Origin of the sequence: Microbispora sp. KK1-11, assembly GCF_006874435.1 — a bacterium.
Classification (GTDB): domain Bacteria; phylum Actinomycetota; class Actinomycetes; order Streptosporangiales; family Streptosporangiaceae; genus Microbispora; species Microbispora catharanthi.
In genome coordinates this window covers 183,995-198,549 of sequence record NZ_VIRJ01000010.1, presented here as the reverse complement: position 1 = coordinate 198,549, position 14,555 = coordinate 183,995, and the positions used below count along the sequence as shown (strand labels likewise).

The window sequence follows — 14,555 nt, the reverse complement described above, 5'->3', positions numbered from 1 at the left end:
CTCGCGCCTCGGGACGTCTCACGAACGCGGTGAGAGTTCAGGGAACGGCCTCACGGTTCGCGGCCGCCGGGTTCTCAGATGCCCGCTTCTCAGATGCCGGGTTCTCAGACGCCCGGTGCACGGGCAGCAGGGTCTCCAGCAGCACCCGCACCCCGGGATCGTGCTCGCTCGCCGCCCGCAGGAGCGCGACCATCTGGTCCACCAGGAGGCGCTCCAGCTCGGCCCGCTCCATGTCGCGGTGCTCCAGCCAGTCGAGGCCGGCCGTCTCCACCGAGGCGACCCACGACCTCAGCGTGACGCGCAACGCCGGACCGGGCGCGTCGACCCCCATCTGATGAACGATCATGCGCAGCATGCGCTGCCGCACCCCGTCGACGATCTCGCCGATCTCCCCGGCGCGATTGGCCGGGCCTCCCCTGAGCAACGCGGCGAAGCCGGCCGCGTGCTCCTCGACGAAGTCGAAGTAACGCGTCAGGCCCGAAGTGAGCTGCTCCAGCGGCCCGCCCTCGCCCTGCGGCTGTAACCGCGCCCGCAGTTCGGCGGCCGCGCTGCGCAGGGCCGCCACGTAGAGCTCCTGCTTGCCACCGAAGTAGTGGTAGACGAGCGCCCTCGACGCGCCCGCGGAAGCCGCCACGTCGTCGATCGAGACGTCCTCGGCGTCGTGCCTGCTGAACAGCTCGAGCGCGGCGGCGATGAGCTCTTCACGCCGCCGGTCCACGCTGAGCCTGCGGCGCGCCGGCCGTGCCCCGTCTTCCGCTTGGCGTGTGGCACTCACACCCCGCACCCTAGCGAATCGGCCCCCTGGGAGGGGGACCGGCCAGATCAAGGGTTCCCCTTGGAACCCCCTCCCGGCTCCGCCGTCCTCCCCATCGTGCGGCTAACCTTCCCAACGCCCGATTAGAGGAAGGATCCTGTCTTACCGCGATCAACCCGTACCCTCAGGGCAACTCGATCGTTTGGTGTGTCAGGTGCACGTCCACGCATCGTGGGGAGAACCATGTCAGGACCGTCCATGCAGACCACTGCCCGGAAAGACGTCGGGGTCGCGATCCCCACCGGCGGACTGTCCGATGGGTTCAGCCCGCGGCCACGCCCGACGATCCGCAACGTGGCCGAGCGGGCAGGAGTCTCCAAGTCGCTGGTGTCTCTCGTGCTGCGGGGCTCCCCGCACGTGAGCGAGCACCGCAGGGAGGCGGTCCTCCAGGCCGCCAGGGAGCTCGGCTACCGCCCGAACGCGGTCGCCCGAAGCCTGGTCGAGGGGCGCACCCACCTGGTGGGCGCGCTCGTGGCCGACCTGCACAACCCCTTCTACGCGGAGTTCCTCGACGGCCTGCAGGAGAGCCTGCACGGCGACGGGCTGCGGCTGCTGATCGGCAGCGGCCGCTGGGACCCGGCGTTCGAGGACGAGGCCGTCGAGGCGTTCCTCGAACTGCGGGTGGACGGCCTGGTCCTGCTCGGGGTCGCGCCGTCCAGCGACACGCTGGCCGAGGCCGCGGCCTACACGCCCACCGTGGTGGTCGGCGAGCGCGACGTCGAACTCGAGGGCGTGGACATCGTCGTCGACGACGACCAACTCGGCGCCCGCTACGCCGTGGACCACCTCGTGGAGCTGGGCCACCGGCGCATCGCCCACATCGAGGGCGCCCCGTCGTCGGCCGCCCGCTGCCGGTGCGAGGGCTACCTGGTGGCCATGCGCCGCCACGCGCTGGCGCCGTACATCATGGTCGAGCACGGCGACTTCAGCGAGGAGGGCGGCCGGCGCGCGGCGCTGGCGCTGCTGAAGCGCGACCCCCGGCCGACGGCGATCTTCGCGGCGAACGACATCGTGGCCATGGGCGTGCTGACCGCGGCGAGCGAGCTGGGGCTACGGGTGCCCGAGGACCTGTCGGTCGTCGGATATGACAACACCCATCTCGCGGCCGTCACCCACATCTCGCTGACCAGCGTGGACCAGCCCCGGCGGGCCATGGGCCGCTCGGCGGCGGCGCTGCTGAGCGACCGCATCACCGAGCCCGGCAAGACCGCCCGGCTGCGGCAGGTGAGCCCGCAGCTCGTCGTACGGCGCAGCACCGGGCCCGCTCCAAGTGGTGGCCAAAGCTAGGTCAATCACCGACGTGTCCCCTCGCGGCCGGTGTTGACTTCAGCCGTGGCGCCGGCCCCCGGCGGGTCGCGGAAGGGCTGCCCGCAGGCCGGCGCCCGGGAATTCGGGGGGATTCATGCGTGATCCTGAGTTGGTCTCCTGCGCTCAGCGGGCCGCCGGCGAACTGGAGCGGGCCTGGGCGCACTGGAGGGAGAGCCGGGGGCTGGGCAGCGAGGACGTCGCCGAGTCGGTGGCGAGCTACGTCGCCCACTCGATCGACCACCCCTGGGGACGGCCCCGCGTGGTGCTGGGCCTCGACGCCGAGGACGCCCGTGAGCTGGCCGCTCTCCTGCATCGGCAGGAGGTCCCCGAGCCGGCGTGGGTGGGCAGGTTTCCGGCATAACGGTCTGATCACGACTCCGTTCCCTTTAGGTTGGGGAGACCACACCTCCGGGAAGGGATTTCGACCGTGATCAGACGACCACTCGCCGCCGCAGCCCTGGCCCTGTGCGGGGTCGGAGCCGTCGCCTGCGGCGGCGCTGAGGTCTCCGACACGGGGGCCGCCGCCCCCGCCGCCTCGCCCCGGCTCGGACGGCCGGCCGCGACCCAGAACCAGGCGGACGTCTCCGGGACGGCCGCCCCGGCCACGCGTACGGCCGCCTCCGAGACGCAGGCCCTGCCGCTGACCGGGAAGGTCGTGGTGATCGACCCGGGCCACAACGGCGGCAACTTCCGCCACACCAAGGAGATCAACCAGCTGGTCGACATCTCCAACCAGAAGAAGGCCTGCGACACGACCGGCACGTCGACGAACGACGGCTACACCGAGGCGGCCTTCACCTGGGACGTGTCCAACAGGCTCGCCAAGCTGCTGCGGGCCCGGGGGGCCACGGTCAAGCTCACCCGGACGAGCGGCACCGAGTGGGGTCCCTGCATCAACCAGCGGGCCGCCATCGGGAACAAGGCCCACGCGGACGCGGCGATCTCCATCCACGGCGACGGCGCGGCGGCGAACCTCCGCGGGTTCCACGTCATCATGCCGAAGAAGATCGGCGGGCCGGTCGATCGGGTCGTGAAGGACTCGGCGCGTCTCGGCGAGACCGTGCGGGACGCCTTCCACAGCGGCACGGGCCTGCCGTACTCGAACTACATCGGCAGGCAGGCGCTGAACTACCGCAGCGACCTCGGCGGGCTCAACCTGTCGACGGTGCCGAAGATCTTCATCGAGTGCGGCAACATGCGCAACGCCAAGGACGCCGCCAAGTTCAAGGACTCCGCGTTCCGCGCGAAGATGGCGCAGTCGCTGGCGAAGGGCCTGGAGAACTACCTCGCCTCCGCCCGCTGACCGCGCCTCGGGGGCTCTCGGCGGCTCTCAGGGGGCTCTGAAGGGGGTGGCGGGACCGCCGGTGGGGTTTGGCATCATCGGCGGCATGATGCATCTCCTCCCCCTGCCGAGGCTCGTCGAGACGGGCTCGGGATCGGCCGAGATCGCGCCCGGCTCCGCCGTGTCGGGCCCGGCCCCGCTCACCGACGCCGTACGGCTCGCGCTCCCTGTGCTCGACCTCAGGCCCGGCGACGCCGCCACGGCGGCCGTGCGGGTGGAGGAGGACCCCCGGCTCGGGCCGGAGGCGTACACGATGACGATCGCGGGCGACGGCGTGCGCATCGCGGCCGGAGACCGGGCGGGCGCCTTCTACGCCGGGCAGACGCTGCGGCAGCTCCTGCCGGCCGAGGCGTTCCGGTCGGCCCTCGTGCCCGGGACGTCCTGGACCGTCCCCTGCGGGCGGGTGGAGGACGCGCCCGGGTTCTCCTGGCGCGGCGCGCACGTCGACGTGGCCCGCAGCTTCCTGCCGAAGCGGGAGGTGCTGCGCATGATCGACCTGATGGCGCTGCACAAGCTGAACCGGCTGCATCTTCACCTGGCCGACGACCAGGGCTGGCGGGTGGAGAGCAGGGCGTTCCCGCTGCTGCACGAGGTGGGCTCGCACCGGGCGCGGACGATCACCAGCCACAGGGGCGAAGAGCTCGCCTTCGACGGCGTCCCCCATGGCGGCCACTACACGCTCGCCGACCTGACGGAGATCTCGGCGTACGCGCGGGCGCGGGCGGTCACCGTCGTGCCGGAGATCGACGTGCCGGGGCACGCCTCCGCCGTGCTGGCCGCCTATCCCGCGCTGGCGTCCCGGCCGGAGGAGCGCTACGAGGTGCTGGACCGGTGGGGCATCTCGTCGGCGATCCTGTCCCCGCTCCCGGCGACCGTCGACTTCCTGACCACCGTGTTCGCCGAGATCGCCGAGGCCCTGGGCGAGGTGCCCTACTTCCACATCGGCGGCGACGAGTGCGTGCTCGACGACTGGGCGGCGTCGGCCGAGATCTCGGCGTACCAGGCCTCGCTGGGCCTGGAGAGCACCGGTGACCTGCACGCCTGGTTCCTGCGGCGGCTCGCCGACGCGCTGGCCGACCGCGGCAGCCGCACGGTGGTGTGGGACGAGGCGTTCGTCAGCGGCAGGCTGAGGCCGGACACGATCGTGATGCCCTGGCGCGGCGAGCACGTCGCCCGCCGGGCCGCGGCGGCGGGGCACGACGTGGTGGCGACACCGGTCTTCCCGATGTACTTCGACTACGCCGAGGCGGCCTCTCCCGAGGAGCCGGCCGGCCTGGGAGACGCGATCACCGTGGCCGACGTGGCGGCCTTCGCGCCCGCGCCGTCCGAGTGGCCGGAGGAGGAGCGTGAGCGGGTGATCGGCGTCCAGTTCCAGCTGTGGAGCGAGCGCATCCCGGACGGCCGGACGCTCGACTACCGCGCCTGGCCCCGGGGCTGCGCGGCGGCCGAGGTCGCGTGGACCGGCGGCCCGGCCGGGTCCGAGGACTTCCTCCGCCGCCTCGACGCCCACCTGGCGCGGATGGACGCGTTCGGCGTGGAGTACCGCCCGCTGTCCGGGCCCCGGCCGTGGCAGCGGGGCGGCACCGGATGGCGTCGCCACCGCCCGGGCGCCGTCGCCGTGCACGACGTGATGCGCCATCTGCACGAGCTCAGCCTGTCGGCCGACTCCACCCGGCCCAGCCTCTAACGCCGGGCCGCGTCCGCGACGCGCCGCACGCGGGGGCGGTCGCCCAGCGCGTCGGTGCTGTCGACGTACTGGTCCACCGCGCCGGTCAGAGGCAGCCGCCGCACCTCCGGATCGGCGATGGTCTGCAGGAGCGCCTCGGTGAAGCGCTCGGCGTGCAGCACCCGGAAGGGCCGGCTGTGGTAGGGCCGGGTGCGCGGATCGACGGGCGCGGTGAGGCCGAGGGCGTTGTGCAGGGCCGCGAGGGCCTCGTAGGCGGTGGCGAGGTGGCCCTCGCGGTCCCGCCAGTCCGTGGCCGACACGGCCGCCCTGAGCACGGGCGCCAGAGCCGGGCCGCACGGCAGGGCGGCGAAGGCGCTGCCCAGCCACTTGCCGTACGGCGGGTAGCGGCGGTGCATGAGCAGGGCGAGCCGGATGAGGTCGCGCACCAGGCGGGCGCAGGTGACGGCCGAGCCCAGTTCGTCGCCGACCTCGCCGGCGCGGCCCACGAACGCCTCCTCCTGACATATCCGCCGCCACTGGCAGGCCAGGACGTAGCGCCAGACGTCGCCGGGATACCAGGCGAGGCGCCGGCGCACCGGCAGGAGCAGGCCCAGGCCGTCGTGGAAGACCTCTCCCGCCGTGATCTCCGCGAGCGTCTGGGTGGGCGTCGCCAGCCAGTCGGACAGGCCGACGCCCGCGATCGGGTCGAACCCGAGGTGCCCGGTGAGCCATGCGGTCAGCTCTGCCACCACCACTCCGTGCCGGAGCGGCCCGTCCGCCGTCTCCATGTGCCGGGTGCCGCCGACCCCGGTCGAGCCGAAGTTCGTGGGATAGCCGAGGAAGTCCGGCGGCAGGCTCCCGGCGAGCGCGGCGTCCACGGCCTCTCCGTGGGCGGCGGCGTCCTCGGGACTCAGGAACAGCTGCAGCCGTGGACCCCAGTCGTGGTCGGTGGACCGCTCGGTGTCGTACCCGAGCACCTCCGAGCCAGGACCGAGGAGGGCCGCCGTGTGCGTGAGGCCGCCGAAGCGCCGCGCCAGCAGCGGCGCCACCGCCTCCAGGTAGAACCGCCGCGACAGCTCCAGTCCGCGCACGTGCCCGTCTCCCATGGCCGACATCCTCCGCGGGCTCCGGCGCGCGGGGCAACCGGCTTTTCACGGTGCGGCGGGGCGGGCTGTCACGCTCCGTCGAGGACCTCGGCGACGATGGCGGCCGCGATCTTCTCCGCGTCGAGGCCCTGGTAGGTGTCGATCACCTCGCGGATCCTCGCGGTCAGGCGCAGATCGGCCTGTGCGGCGTCGCCGATGTGGCGCCCGGCCACCGCGACGGCGGCGGCGAGTTCGTAGGCCTCGGCCGGCCCGAGACCCTGCGGATCGACCTCGACGAGGACACGAGCGCCGTTCTTCGGCGAGACGCGGACCTTCCACCGCCCGGACGGGCCGGAGACCGACAGCGTGTCCTTCCGCAGGGCCGGCGGGAACAGGACGACGGCCACCCGGCCCGCCGCGGCGAGGACCCGCTCGGCGAGCCTGCGTACGTCCTTCTTGGCGACGACGATCCTCCCGGAGCGGTTGATGATGCTCACGGAATCACCGCTGTCGGCCACGGCGATCCGCTCGCCGTCGGCCTGGTCGTAGATGGCGCTCATGGGGGTCGCTCGCTTAGCTTTGTCGGGGCGGGCTGCGAGACTCCGCCCATGCATGATCTCGTACTTTCGGAGCGCATGATCGTGATTCGCCTCTCCGCGGGCGACGGCCGCGGCGGGCGGTCCGCGTGAGGAGGGCCGAGCCGTTCAGCCTGCGGCCGAGCCGGGAAGAGTGGCGGCACGCCTGGGTCGCCCGCGGCGAGCTGCGCGACCAGCGGTTCGAGCTGCCGCCCGGAGTGTCGAGCGTGATCTTCGAGCGGGCACGGCTGGTGAACGTCGACTTCTCCGGAACCCGGTTCTCCGACGTCATCGTCGAAGGCAGCGAGTTCGACGGCTGCGACTTCTCCGGTGCCGCCTTCGACACCCTGACGATGGGCGCCGGCCTCCGGCGGACGTGGAGGGGCGACGTATGGCCGCGGTCGGTCTTCCGCGACTGCGTGTTCCGGCGTACGCGCTTCGCGCCCCTCACCTCGTTCGGCAACGTCCGATTCGAGAGGTGCGTGTTCGACCGGGCGCGGCTGAGGCAGCAGACGTTCACGACCGAGGCCGAGTTCGTCGGCTGCGTCTTCTCCGGGAGGCTCCACGACATCAACTTCTGGGGCCGTCCCACGAAGAACCAGGCCGCGCTGGGCCGGGAGCGCAACGCGTTCACCGGCAACGACTTCACGGCCGCCGAGCTGGACGACGTCGCCTTCAAGCACATCGACCTGTACGCGCAGCGCTGGCCCGGCCCGCCCGGCTACGCGCTTCTCGACCGCGTGACCGCGCGGATGCGGGCGGTGCTGCCGCTTGTGGAGGCGTGGCCGGACCCGAAACACCGGGAGGAGGCCCGCTTCAGCCTGGAGTTCCTCGCAGGCAGTGCCGTGGAGCACAACGACGACCACGCGGTGGTCAGCCTTCTGGACATGGGCCGCAGGCTGCCGCCCGCCCTCCGCGAGGAGCTGTTCGCGGCGTTCAGGGGCACATCCAGCAATACATCCCCTGGTTGAGCCGTACGGCCGTGCGGGCCAGGTCCCGCAGGGCCGTGACGCGCTCGACCTCGAACTCGTCGAGGAGTTCCTCCTCGGCGTACTCACCCAGCCGCGCGTCGTCCACGGCGGCGAGCGCCTCGACGGTCTCGGACGCCACGCGCTCCACGCCGGCCGCCTCGCCGTCCGTGACGACCGTCTCGGTCTCGCCGAACTCGCTGAGGTCGCGTCCGCTGAGCTCGGCGGCCAGCGTGTCGAGCTCGTCGAGCCATCCCTTGCAGTCCACATACGGCAGGTCGACCGCCCCCGGCCCGGCGGACAGGGCACGCCGGGCGGACCGGTCGGAATCGGCGGTGAAGTAGTCGACCAGGACACCCATGGCGGATCACCCTAGCGCCGGGGCAGGCGGGCGGGAGCGGATGGCGCCGACGTGACCGGTGGGCGCGGCCGAAGTTCACACGAGGGTGTAGCCGGCCTCCTCGACGGCCTTGCGCACGGCGTCGTCGGCGACGTCCCCGGAGACGTCGAGGCGGCCGCTGTCGAGATCAACCTCGACGCCGGTGACGCCGGGGATCTCGCCGACCTCCTCCTTGACCGAGCTCACGCAGTGGCCGCAGGTCATGCCCTGCACGGTGTAGGTCTTGACGCTCATGGCGCTCTCCATTCTCGGGAGAAGGGGATTCATGCGGTGCGGCCGACGATCTCGCGGACCGAGCCGTAGCCGTGCCGCCGCAGCCGGCGGGCGAGCTGCCGGTTGATCCGCGACGGCCACAGGGGGCCCTCGTAGATCAGGCCGGTGTATCCCTGCACGAGGGTGGCGCCGGCCAGCAGCCGCTCCCAGACGTCGTCGACGTCCTCCACGCCGCCGACGGAGACGAGCGTGAGCCGGTCGCCGGCCTTCTGGCGCAGGCGGCGCAGCACCTCAAGCGAGCGGGCCTTGAGCGGCTGCCCGGACAGGCCTCCCGCCTCGGTGCTCGCGACGCCCTCGCGGCTGATCGTGGTGTTGGTCGCGATGACGCCCGCCAGCCCGAGCTCGGCGGCGAGCTCGGCCACGGCGTCCACGTCCTCGTCCGCAAGGTCCGGCGCGATCTTCACGAGCAGCGGGGTGCGCCCGGCCGCCTCCTTGACCGCCGACAGCAGCGGCCGCAGGCGGTCCACGGCCTGCAGGTCGCGCAGACCCGGGGTGTTGGGCGAGCTCACGTTGACCACGAGGTAGTCGGCGAGCGGCGCGAGCCTGCGGGCGCTGTCAACGTAGTCGCGCACGGCCCCGGACTCGGGCACGACCTTGGTCTTGCCGATGTTGACGCCGACCACGGCCGGAATGTGGCGCACCCTGCGCAGCCGCTTCGCGGCGGCCGCCGCCCCGGCGTTGTTGAAGCCCATCCGGTTGATGATCGCCCGGCTCTCCGGCAGGCGGAACAGCCGCGGCCGGGGGTTGCCGGGCTGGGCGTGCGCGGTGATCGTGCCGACCTCGACGTACCCGAATCCGAGCGCCGACAGCGGCTCGGCGCATCCGGCGTCCTTGTCGAACCCGGCGGCGAGCCCGAACGGCGAGGCGAAGTGGACGCCGAACGCCTGGACGCGCAGCGACTCCGCCCTCGGCGCGAGCAGCCGATGCAGCAGCCGCACGAGGGGCGGGAACATCCCGAGCAGGCGGAGCAGCCTGATCGTGAGGTGGTGGACGGCCTCCGCGTCGAGGCGGCTCAGGACCTGCGTGAACACGAGTCGATACATCACGGCAAGACTATCGCCCGGCCATCGCCCACCTCGGGCCGCCGGGCCCACCGGCCGTACGTCCGGTCAGTTGGGCCGGGGGCGGGCCTCGGCCGTGGGCTGGGGCAGCGGCACGTGCGACGCCGTACGGATGGACAGCGCGGAGTCGAAGCCCAGCAGCCGCAGCAGCCGCAGCACCGGCGGGGCGGGGCGGACGAAGGTCACGCCGCCGCCCCACTCCCGCACACGCGCGTCGGCCCACAGGAGGCTCCGCGCGCCCGCGCAGTCGAGGAAGCCGACCCCGGCCAGGTCGACCTCGACGTGTCCGGGCCGGTAGGTCCCCAGCACCTGCCGCAGGCAGGCGTGGAACTCCGGCACCCCCGACACGTCGAGGTCGCCGTTCACGGCCATCCGGATGCCGGCCTCAGACGACGTGGTCTGGATTCGCAACATTCCTCTGGCCCTGCTCGCCCAGCAGCTCCGCCGCGAGCTCGGATACCTTCCGTCTACTGTCCCTGGCCTGCTTGCGCAGCCCGGTGAACGCCTGCGATGCCGTCAGATCGTGCTTGCCCATGAGATAGCCGATGGCCCGCTCGATCACGACCCGGTAGTCCAGGGCGTACTGGAGCTGGTCGGCGAGCACGGCCTTCTCGTCCGCCTCCATCGACGCCACGAGGACCTGCTCGATCACGTGGGCGTACGCGTGGAGGGCCTGGGTGTCGCTCTCCTGCCACTCGTGCGGCGCGTCCTGGTAGACGTTGAGGGTGCCCACGGGCACGCCGCCGAGCCGGATCGGCACGCCCGCCACCGCGCGCACCTCGGGGTGCAGCAGTTCACGCAGGGCCGGCCACCGCCGGTCGGCGCGCACGTCGACCGTCGTCACCGCGGTGTCGCCCACGTACGCCGCCACACACGGGCCCTGGCTCGTCACCGCCTGAGCGCGCTCGAGACTACGGCCACGCTCGTCGGTGGCGAAGAGGTAGCGAAGGGTGCGGTCCTCCTCGGCGAACATCAGGCCGGCGCCGGAGTATCCGAAAAGCCGGTCGACCACTTGGACGATGCGCTCAAGGTGGTGCACGATCCCGGTCGCCGCCCGGTCCTTCTGCAGACGTCGTAGGCTGGCGACAAGAGCCTCAGGATCGATATGGGTCATTCCGTATCCTCTCGTGAACCTCACCTCGCACCGCCGTGGCCTGGGGGAGAGGCGCCGATTCGGCCATCACAACTGCCCGGAGGGGGCTCGATCAGTCCTGATCTCTGCCAGGACCTGAAGAACGATGACCATCAGCTCGCCGAGGCGTGATCCGGCCTCCGCCTCCGTGCGGTCCCAGAGGCGCCCGTCACGGGCGTAGAAGTCCAGGACGCCGATGAGTTCGCGATCCTCGATGAGCGGTACGGAGAGGACGGCCCGGACCGGCGGGGCGTGGACGGCCACGTGCGGGAACCCCATGGGCCTCGCGGCGTGCAGATCGGGGATCGCGACGAGGCCGCCACTGGCGGCGCTCTCGATGGCGGGACCGTCGCCCACGGATTCCTGGGCGGACTCCAGCAGTACGCCGTCGTCGTCGGTCGCCCCGACCGCGCGGAGACGGTCCTGGCCATCGAGCAGCATCAGCGCGGCACCGTCGACCCCGAAGAGGTCGGCCATGCCGGTGAGGACGTTCTCGAGAAGAGACGACGCGTCCGATGCCATCGCGAGCCCACTTTCAAACGATCAAGCGGCCGCGGACACAGGGCGGAGTGCCCCTAAGCCTAGTGGGCTCCGAGCAGTGGTAGCCAGGTGATCCCCAGGGTTGCCGAAAGGGTTGGCCGGCAGGGCTGGAGAGGACACGGGAAATCCGCCCTCCTGCGGGGGGAAGGCGGATCGCGAACGGACCGGGAAACGGGGTCATTCGCCCCAGAATGCGTCTACCTCGTACTGGTCGCGGCTGTGCAGCCACGACTCGGCGATCCTGCCGTCGCGCATGGTGATGACGTGCGCGAGGTTGTTCTCCAGCGGCACCTCACGGTCCGGCCGCGTCGCGGTGTACGTCGCGAGCGCGACGGCCGCCTCGTCGTCGGCCAGGACGCGGTGGACGTGCAGCTTGAGCGTCCCCTGGCTGAGCGTGGCGGCCTTGACCACGAAACCGACGACGGCCTCCCGCCCGGCGTGGTCGCCGGTGTTCGTGCTGCGCCCGGGGACGTGGAGCACCGAGTCGTCGGTCAGGAACGCCCCGGCGGCCTCCAGGTCTCCCCCGCCGCGACCACCAACCGCCTCGACCGTCTCCAGGCGGCGGGGCTGCTGGCCCGCCTGCCCGATCCCGAGGACGGCCGGGGCGTCCGCGTACGGCTCACCGACACGGGCCGGGACCTGCTCGAACGCAGCGTCGAGGACCACGTGCGGGGGCTGGAGTCGCTCCTGGCGCTGCTGTCGCCGGACGAGCGCGAGCAGTTGTCGGCCCTGCTCGCCCGGCTGCTGCACAGCATGGCCGCGCTCCGAGACTAACGCTTGGCCTTCTTGCCCTCGGGGGTGACGGCGTACCACTCGCCGCCGAAGTCCTTCAGGCCCTGGCCGAGCACGTCGCCGGCCTTCTGGTCCTTCACGTAGTAGTAGAGCGGGTGCTTGTTGTAGGTCACCTGCGTGGTGCCGTCCTCCCGGTGGAGGGTCCCGAGCAGGTTCGCGTGCACGCCCGTACCCGCCTGGGGCGCGCCGGCGGTGAGCACGGGCGGCCACGCGGCGGCGCACGCCTGGGTGCAGGCGGAGGCGCCGCCCTTGTCCTTGGTGAACAGGTACACCGTGCGGCCCTCCACGCCGACCAGCACGCTGCCGAGCGAGGTGGGCGCCGCGTCGATGCGTGCGGGCCCCGTGGGGGACGCCTGGACGGGAGAGGTCGGCGACGCGGTGTATCCGGTGGCGGACGGCGTCGTCCCCGAGGGGTTCTCGGAGGGCTCGGGCGTCTGCGACTCGTTGAGCTGGTCGTTGGCGACGCGGCTGGCGTCGTCGCCGGCACCGCCGCATCCGGCGGCCAGCAGGCTGATCGCGACCGCGCCGGCATACAGCAGTTTCCTCATGTTCGGCCTCCTGGGAAGTGAGCGAGTCGGCTCCCAGGAGACACGTGGCGACGGCGGCCCCGCCGCCAGGACGCGAAGATCCGGGACAGGCCTTTGCCGTTTCGTGGGTTCCGCCTCACGGACCTCTCGCCGCCCTCGGGGCGAATCAGCGACCAATATGGATGAACCGCCGGATTCGGGGAAATCGGAGTAAGCCGTACGGGGCGCGGCGGTGCGCCCCGACACGTGGAACCGATCGCGGGGAGGTGCCGAGGTCCCCGGCGCGTGCGATGCGATGCTGAGGCTGCGACGCCCGCCGGCGCGGCCGTCCGGCCCCGCGGGGGCGACGTCCCTGGCGAACCGCCCCCTTCGCCCGATCTCGCGTGACAGACAAGGAGCGTCCGGATGGCCGAGCGCACGCAACCGCCCACCGTGGAATCGACCCAGCTGAGGCGCCGCCTCGGCCGTACGGGAGTGTGGCTGTTCTCACTGTCGAGAACGGCGACCGCGGACGAGGCCAGAACGGCCGCGGCGGAGATCGAGCGGCTCGGATACCCGGCGCTCTGGGTGGGCGAGTCCCCGGACGGGCGGGAGGCGTTCACGAACGCGGCGCTCCTGCTGTCGGCCACCGAGCGGCTGCACGTGGCGACGGGCATCGCGAACATCTACGGCCGGGACGCGGTGGCCGCGGCCAACGGCGCCGCGACCTTGGCCGAGGCGTGGGGGTACCGATTCGTGCTCGGCCTCGGCGTGAGCCACAAGCCGCTGGTCGCCCCTCGCGGCCACGAATACTCCGCGCCGCTCCAGTACATGCGGGACTATCTCGACGGGATGGACCGGGCGTCGTTCGGCGTGCCGCTGGCGGAGAGGCCGCCCCGGGTGCTGGCGGCGCTGCGCCGCCGGATGCTCGAACTGGCGGCGCAGCACGCCCAGGGGGCGCACACGTACTTCGTGCCGCCCGAGCACACCGCGAAGGCGCGCGAGATCCTCGGCCAGGACCCGGTTCTCGTCCCGGAGCAGGCCGTGGTGGTCGAGACCGACGCCGGCCGCGCCCGGGAGATCGCCCGCGAGTACGCCGCCATGTACCTCTCCCTGCCCAATTACGTGAACAATCTCCGCGAGCTGGGCTTCTCCGACGACGACTTCGCGGGCGGGGGCAGCGACCGGCTCATCGACGCGATCGTGGCCTGGGGCGAGCCGGAGGCGATCGCCGAGCGTGTCCGCGCCCACCACGACGCGGGGGCCGACCACGTGTGCGTCCAACCGCTGGCCGACTCGGTCGGCGCGCAGATCGAGCACCTGCGGCTGCTGGCCCCCGCCCTCCTGGGGTGACGGCGTGACCGCGGCGACTCCCGGGCGGGGGCGCGGAGAGCACGGCGGGCAGAGCGGGCAGGGCACGCATGGCGGGCAGGGAACACCGGGCGGGCGGGGCGGGCAGGGAACACACGGCGGGCAGGATCCTCTGACCCCGCCGGACCCGACGGGACTGGAGGCGTGGATACGGCAGGTTCTCGGCCTGGCCGGCGCCCGGGCCTCCGCGTTCGCCCCGCCCCTGCCGCCCACCCCATCGGCCGGCCCGGGCCACCCGGGCCGTCCAGGGGACGCGCACCCCGACGGGAAGGCGGACTAGCCCGAGCGGGCCGGACAGATGGTCAGGCCGCCTGGCGCACCTGCTCGGCCAGCCGTTCGAGGCTGTCGTCCAGCGCCTGCTCCACCGCCTCGGCCGGGGGCGTGTGCCGCTCGTCGAAGAAGGACAGGTGGACCGTCACATCGCTGCTGTCGTCGTCGATGCCGGCGACCTGCAGCCATCCGGCGTACCGGTCCACATCGCGCGTGCCCCACTCCATCCGCAGTTGGTCCTGCTCGGCCCGCAGCAGCGCGCGTTCGTCCTGTCCCGTCTCGTCCTCGTGGACCGTGACCGCCGGCGGCTCCTCCGCATGTACGTGCAGCTCACGGGGCATCCAGAGATCCAGTTTGCCGACGTCGCACGCCTGGCGGAACACCTGGTCGGCCGGCGCGGGCATCCTGCGGGACCGCTCGAACTCGGTCATAATCCGTCACTCCTTCCTCTG

At 72.5% G+C, this 14,555-nt stretch carries 20 protein-coding genes; 8 read left to right on the top strand and 12 right to left on the bottom strand.

The window, feature by feature from the left end:
• Nucleotides 1–37: 37 nt before the first annotated feature.
• Nucleotides 38–775 carry a TetR/AcrR family transcriptional regulator gene (locus FLW16_RS17085; protein WP_260615336.1) on the bottom strand — a complete coding sequence of 246 codons (738 nt, stop codon included), beginning with the start codon at nucleotides 773–775 and terminating at the stop codon, nucleotides 38–40.
• A 222-nt stretch (nucleotides 776–997) separates the two neighbouring features.
• Between FLW16_RS17085 and FLW16_RS17080 the strand changes: the two genes are divergently transcribed.
• From FLW16_RS17080 to FLW16_RS17065, 4 genes are all read left to right on the top strand, one after another.
• The gene (locus FLW16_RS17080; protein WP_142561078.1) at nucleotides 998–2,101 is read left to right on the top strand and encodes a LacI family DNA-binding transcriptional regulator; all 1,104 of its coding nucleotides are present in this window, start codon (nucleotides 998–1,000) and stop codon (nucleotides 2,099–2,101) included.
• 115 nt (nucleotides 2,102–2,216) lie between these two features.
• On the top strand, nucleotides 2,217–2,483 hold the full coding sequence (locus FLW16_RS17075; protein WP_079315186.1) for a hypothetical protein: 267 nt from the start codon (nucleotides 2,217–2,219) through the stop codon (nucleotides 2,481–2,483).
• Nucleotides 2,484–2,549: 66 nt separating this feature from the next.
• Entirely contained in the window at nucleotides 2,550–3,425 is an 876-nt protein-coding gene (locus FLW16_RS17070; protein ID WP_142561077.1) for an N-acetylmuramoyl-L-alanine amidase, read from the top strand.
• Nucleotides 3,426–3,510: 85 nt separating this feature from the next.
• Nucleotides 3,511–5,151: a beta-N-acetylhexosaminidase gene (locus FLW16_RS17065; protein ID WP_142561076.1), complete on the top strand. Its 1,641-nt coding sequence runs from the start codon at nucleotides 3,511–3,513 to the stop codon at nucleotides 5,149–5,151.
• Here the strand turns inward: FLW16_RS17065 and FLW16_RS17060 are convergent.
• Both FLW16_RS17060 and FLW16_RS17055 read right to left on the bottom strand, forming a co-directional pair.
• Nucleotides 5,148–6,236: a DUF4037 domain-containing protein gene (locus FLW16_RS17060; RefSeq protein ID WP_142561075.1), complete on the bottom strand. Its 1,089-nt coding sequence runs from the start codon at nucleotides 6,234–6,236 to the stop codon at nucleotides 5,148–5,150. The two genes, FLW16_RS17065 and FLW16_RS17060, sit on opposite strands and share 4 nt — an antisense overlap.
• Before the next feature lie 68 nt (nucleotides 6,237–6,304).
• Complete coding sequence (locus FLW16_RS17055) at nucleotides 6,305–6,775, bottom strand: hypothetical protein (protein ID WP_142561074.1); 471 nt, start codon at nucleotides 6,773–6,775, stop codon at nucleotides 6,305–6,307.
• A gap of 125 nt (nucleotides 6,776–6,900) precedes the next feature.
• On the opposite strand from FLW16_RS17055, the gene FLW16_RS17050 reads away from it, so the two are divergent.
• The gene (locus FLW16_RS17050; RefSeq protein ID WP_142561073.1) at nucleotides 6,901–7,761 is read left to right on the top strand and encodes a pentapeptide repeat-containing protein; all 861 of its coding nucleotides are present in this window, start codon (nucleotides 6,901–6,903) and stop codon (nucleotides 7,759–7,761) included.
• Here FLW16_RS17050 and FLW16_RS17045 read toward each other — a convergent pair.
• From FLW16_RS17045 to FLW16_RS43735, 7 genes are all read right to left on the bottom strand, one after another.
• Nucleotides 7,727–8,119, bottom strand: a complete 393-nt coding sequence (locus FLW16_RS17045) for a hypothetical protein (RefSeq protein WP_142561072.1) — start codon at nucleotides 8,117–8,119, stop codon at nucleotides 7,727–7,729. The two genes, FLW16_RS17050 and FLW16_RS17045, sit on opposite strands and share 35 nt — an antisense overlap.
• 75 nt (nucleotides 8,120–8,194) lie before the next feature.
• Entirely contained in the window at nucleotides 8,195–8,392 is a 198-nt protein-coding gene (locus tag FLW16_RS17040; protein WP_142561071.1) for a heavy-metal-associated domain-containing protein, read from the bottom strand.
• 29 nt (nucleotides 8,393–8,421) lie between these two features.
• Entirely contained in the window at nucleotides 8,422–9,474 is a 1,053-nt protein-coding gene (locus FLW16_RS17035; protein WP_142561070.1) for a quinone-dependent dihydroorotate dehydrogenase, read from the bottom strand.
• 66 nt (nucleotides 9,475–9,540) lie between these two features.
• Nucleotides 9,541–9,906: an STAS domain-containing protein gene (locus tag FLW16_RS17030; protein WP_139579725.1), complete on the bottom strand. Its 366-nt coding sequence runs from the start codon at nucleotides 9,904–9,906 to the stop codon at nucleotides 9,541–9,543.
• Nucleotides 9,878–10,606: a GAF and ANTAR domain-containing protein gene (locus FLW16_RS17025; protein ID WP_142561069.1), complete on the bottom strand. Its 729-nt coding sequence runs from the start codon at nucleotides 10,604–10,606 to the stop codon at nucleotides 9,878–9,880. Before FLW16_RS17025 ends, FLW16_RS17030 begins: the two co-directional genes overlap by 29 nt.
• A gap of 66 nt (nucleotides 10,607–10,672) precedes the next feature.
• A complete protein-coding gene (locus tag FLW16_RS17020; protein ID WP_142561068.1) occupies nucleotides 10,673–11,146 on the bottom strand; it encodes a GAF domain-containing protein in 474 nt (157 codons plus the stop codon).
• A gap of 195 nt (nucleotides 11,147–11,341) precedes the next feature.
• On the bottom strand, nucleotides 11,342–11,644 hold the full coding sequence (locus tag FLW16_RS43735; protein WP_185949459.1) for a nuclear transport factor 2 family protein: 303 nt from the start codon (nucleotides 11,642–11,644) through the stop codon (nucleotides 11,342–11,344).
• Between FLW16_RS43735 and FLW16_RS43730 the strand changes: the two genes are divergently transcribed.
• Nucleotides 11,636–11,938, top strand: a complete 303-nt coding sequence (locus tag FLW16_RS43730) for a MarR family winged helix-turn-helix transcriptional regulator (protein WP_185949458.1) — start codon at nucleotides 11,636–11,638, stop codon at nucleotides 11,936–11,938. The genes FLW16_RS43735 and FLW16_RS43730 overlap by 9 nt on opposite strands.
• On the opposite strand, the gene FLW16_RS44525 is transcribed toward FLW16_RS43730, so the two are convergent.
• The gene (locus tag FLW16_RS44525) at nucleotides 11,935–12,504 is read right to left on the bottom strand and encodes a hypothetical protein (protein ID WP_142561066.1); all 570 of its coding nucleotides are present in this window, start codon (nucleotides 12,502–12,504) and stop codon (nucleotides 11,935–11,937) included. The genes FLW16_RS43730 and FLW16_RS44525 overlap by 4 nt on opposite strands.
• A gap of 384 nt (nucleotides 12,505–12,888) precedes the next feature.
• On the opposite strand from FLW16_RS44525, the gene FLW16_RS17005 reads away from it, so the two are divergent.
• Nucleotides 12,889–13,815, top strand: a complete 927-nt coding sequence (locus FLW16_RS17005; RefSeq protein WP_142561065.1) for a TIGR03620 family F420-dependent LLM class oxidoreductase — start codon at nucleotides 12,889–12,891, stop codon at nucleotides 13,813–13,815.
• A gap of 4 nt (nucleotides 13,816–13,819) precedes the next feature.
• Nucleotides 13,820–14,113, top strand: coding sequence for a hypothetical protein (locus FLW16_RS17000; protein ID WP_142561064.1), 294 nt, complete (start codon nucleotides 13,820–13,822; stop codon nucleotides 14,111–14,113).
• A gap of 22 nt (nucleotides 14,114–14,135) precedes the next feature.
• Here FLW16_RS17000 and FLW16_RS16995 read toward each other — a convergent pair whose 3' ends face one another.
• Nucleotides 14,136–14,534 carry an SRPBCC family protein gene (locus tag FLW16_RS16995; RefSeq protein ID WP_142561063.1) on the bottom strand — a complete coding sequence of 133 codons (399 nt, stop codon included), beginning with the start codon at nucleotides 14,532–14,534 and terminating at the stop codon, nucleotides 14,136–14,138.
• Nucleotides 14,535–14,555: the final 21 nt, after the last annotated feature.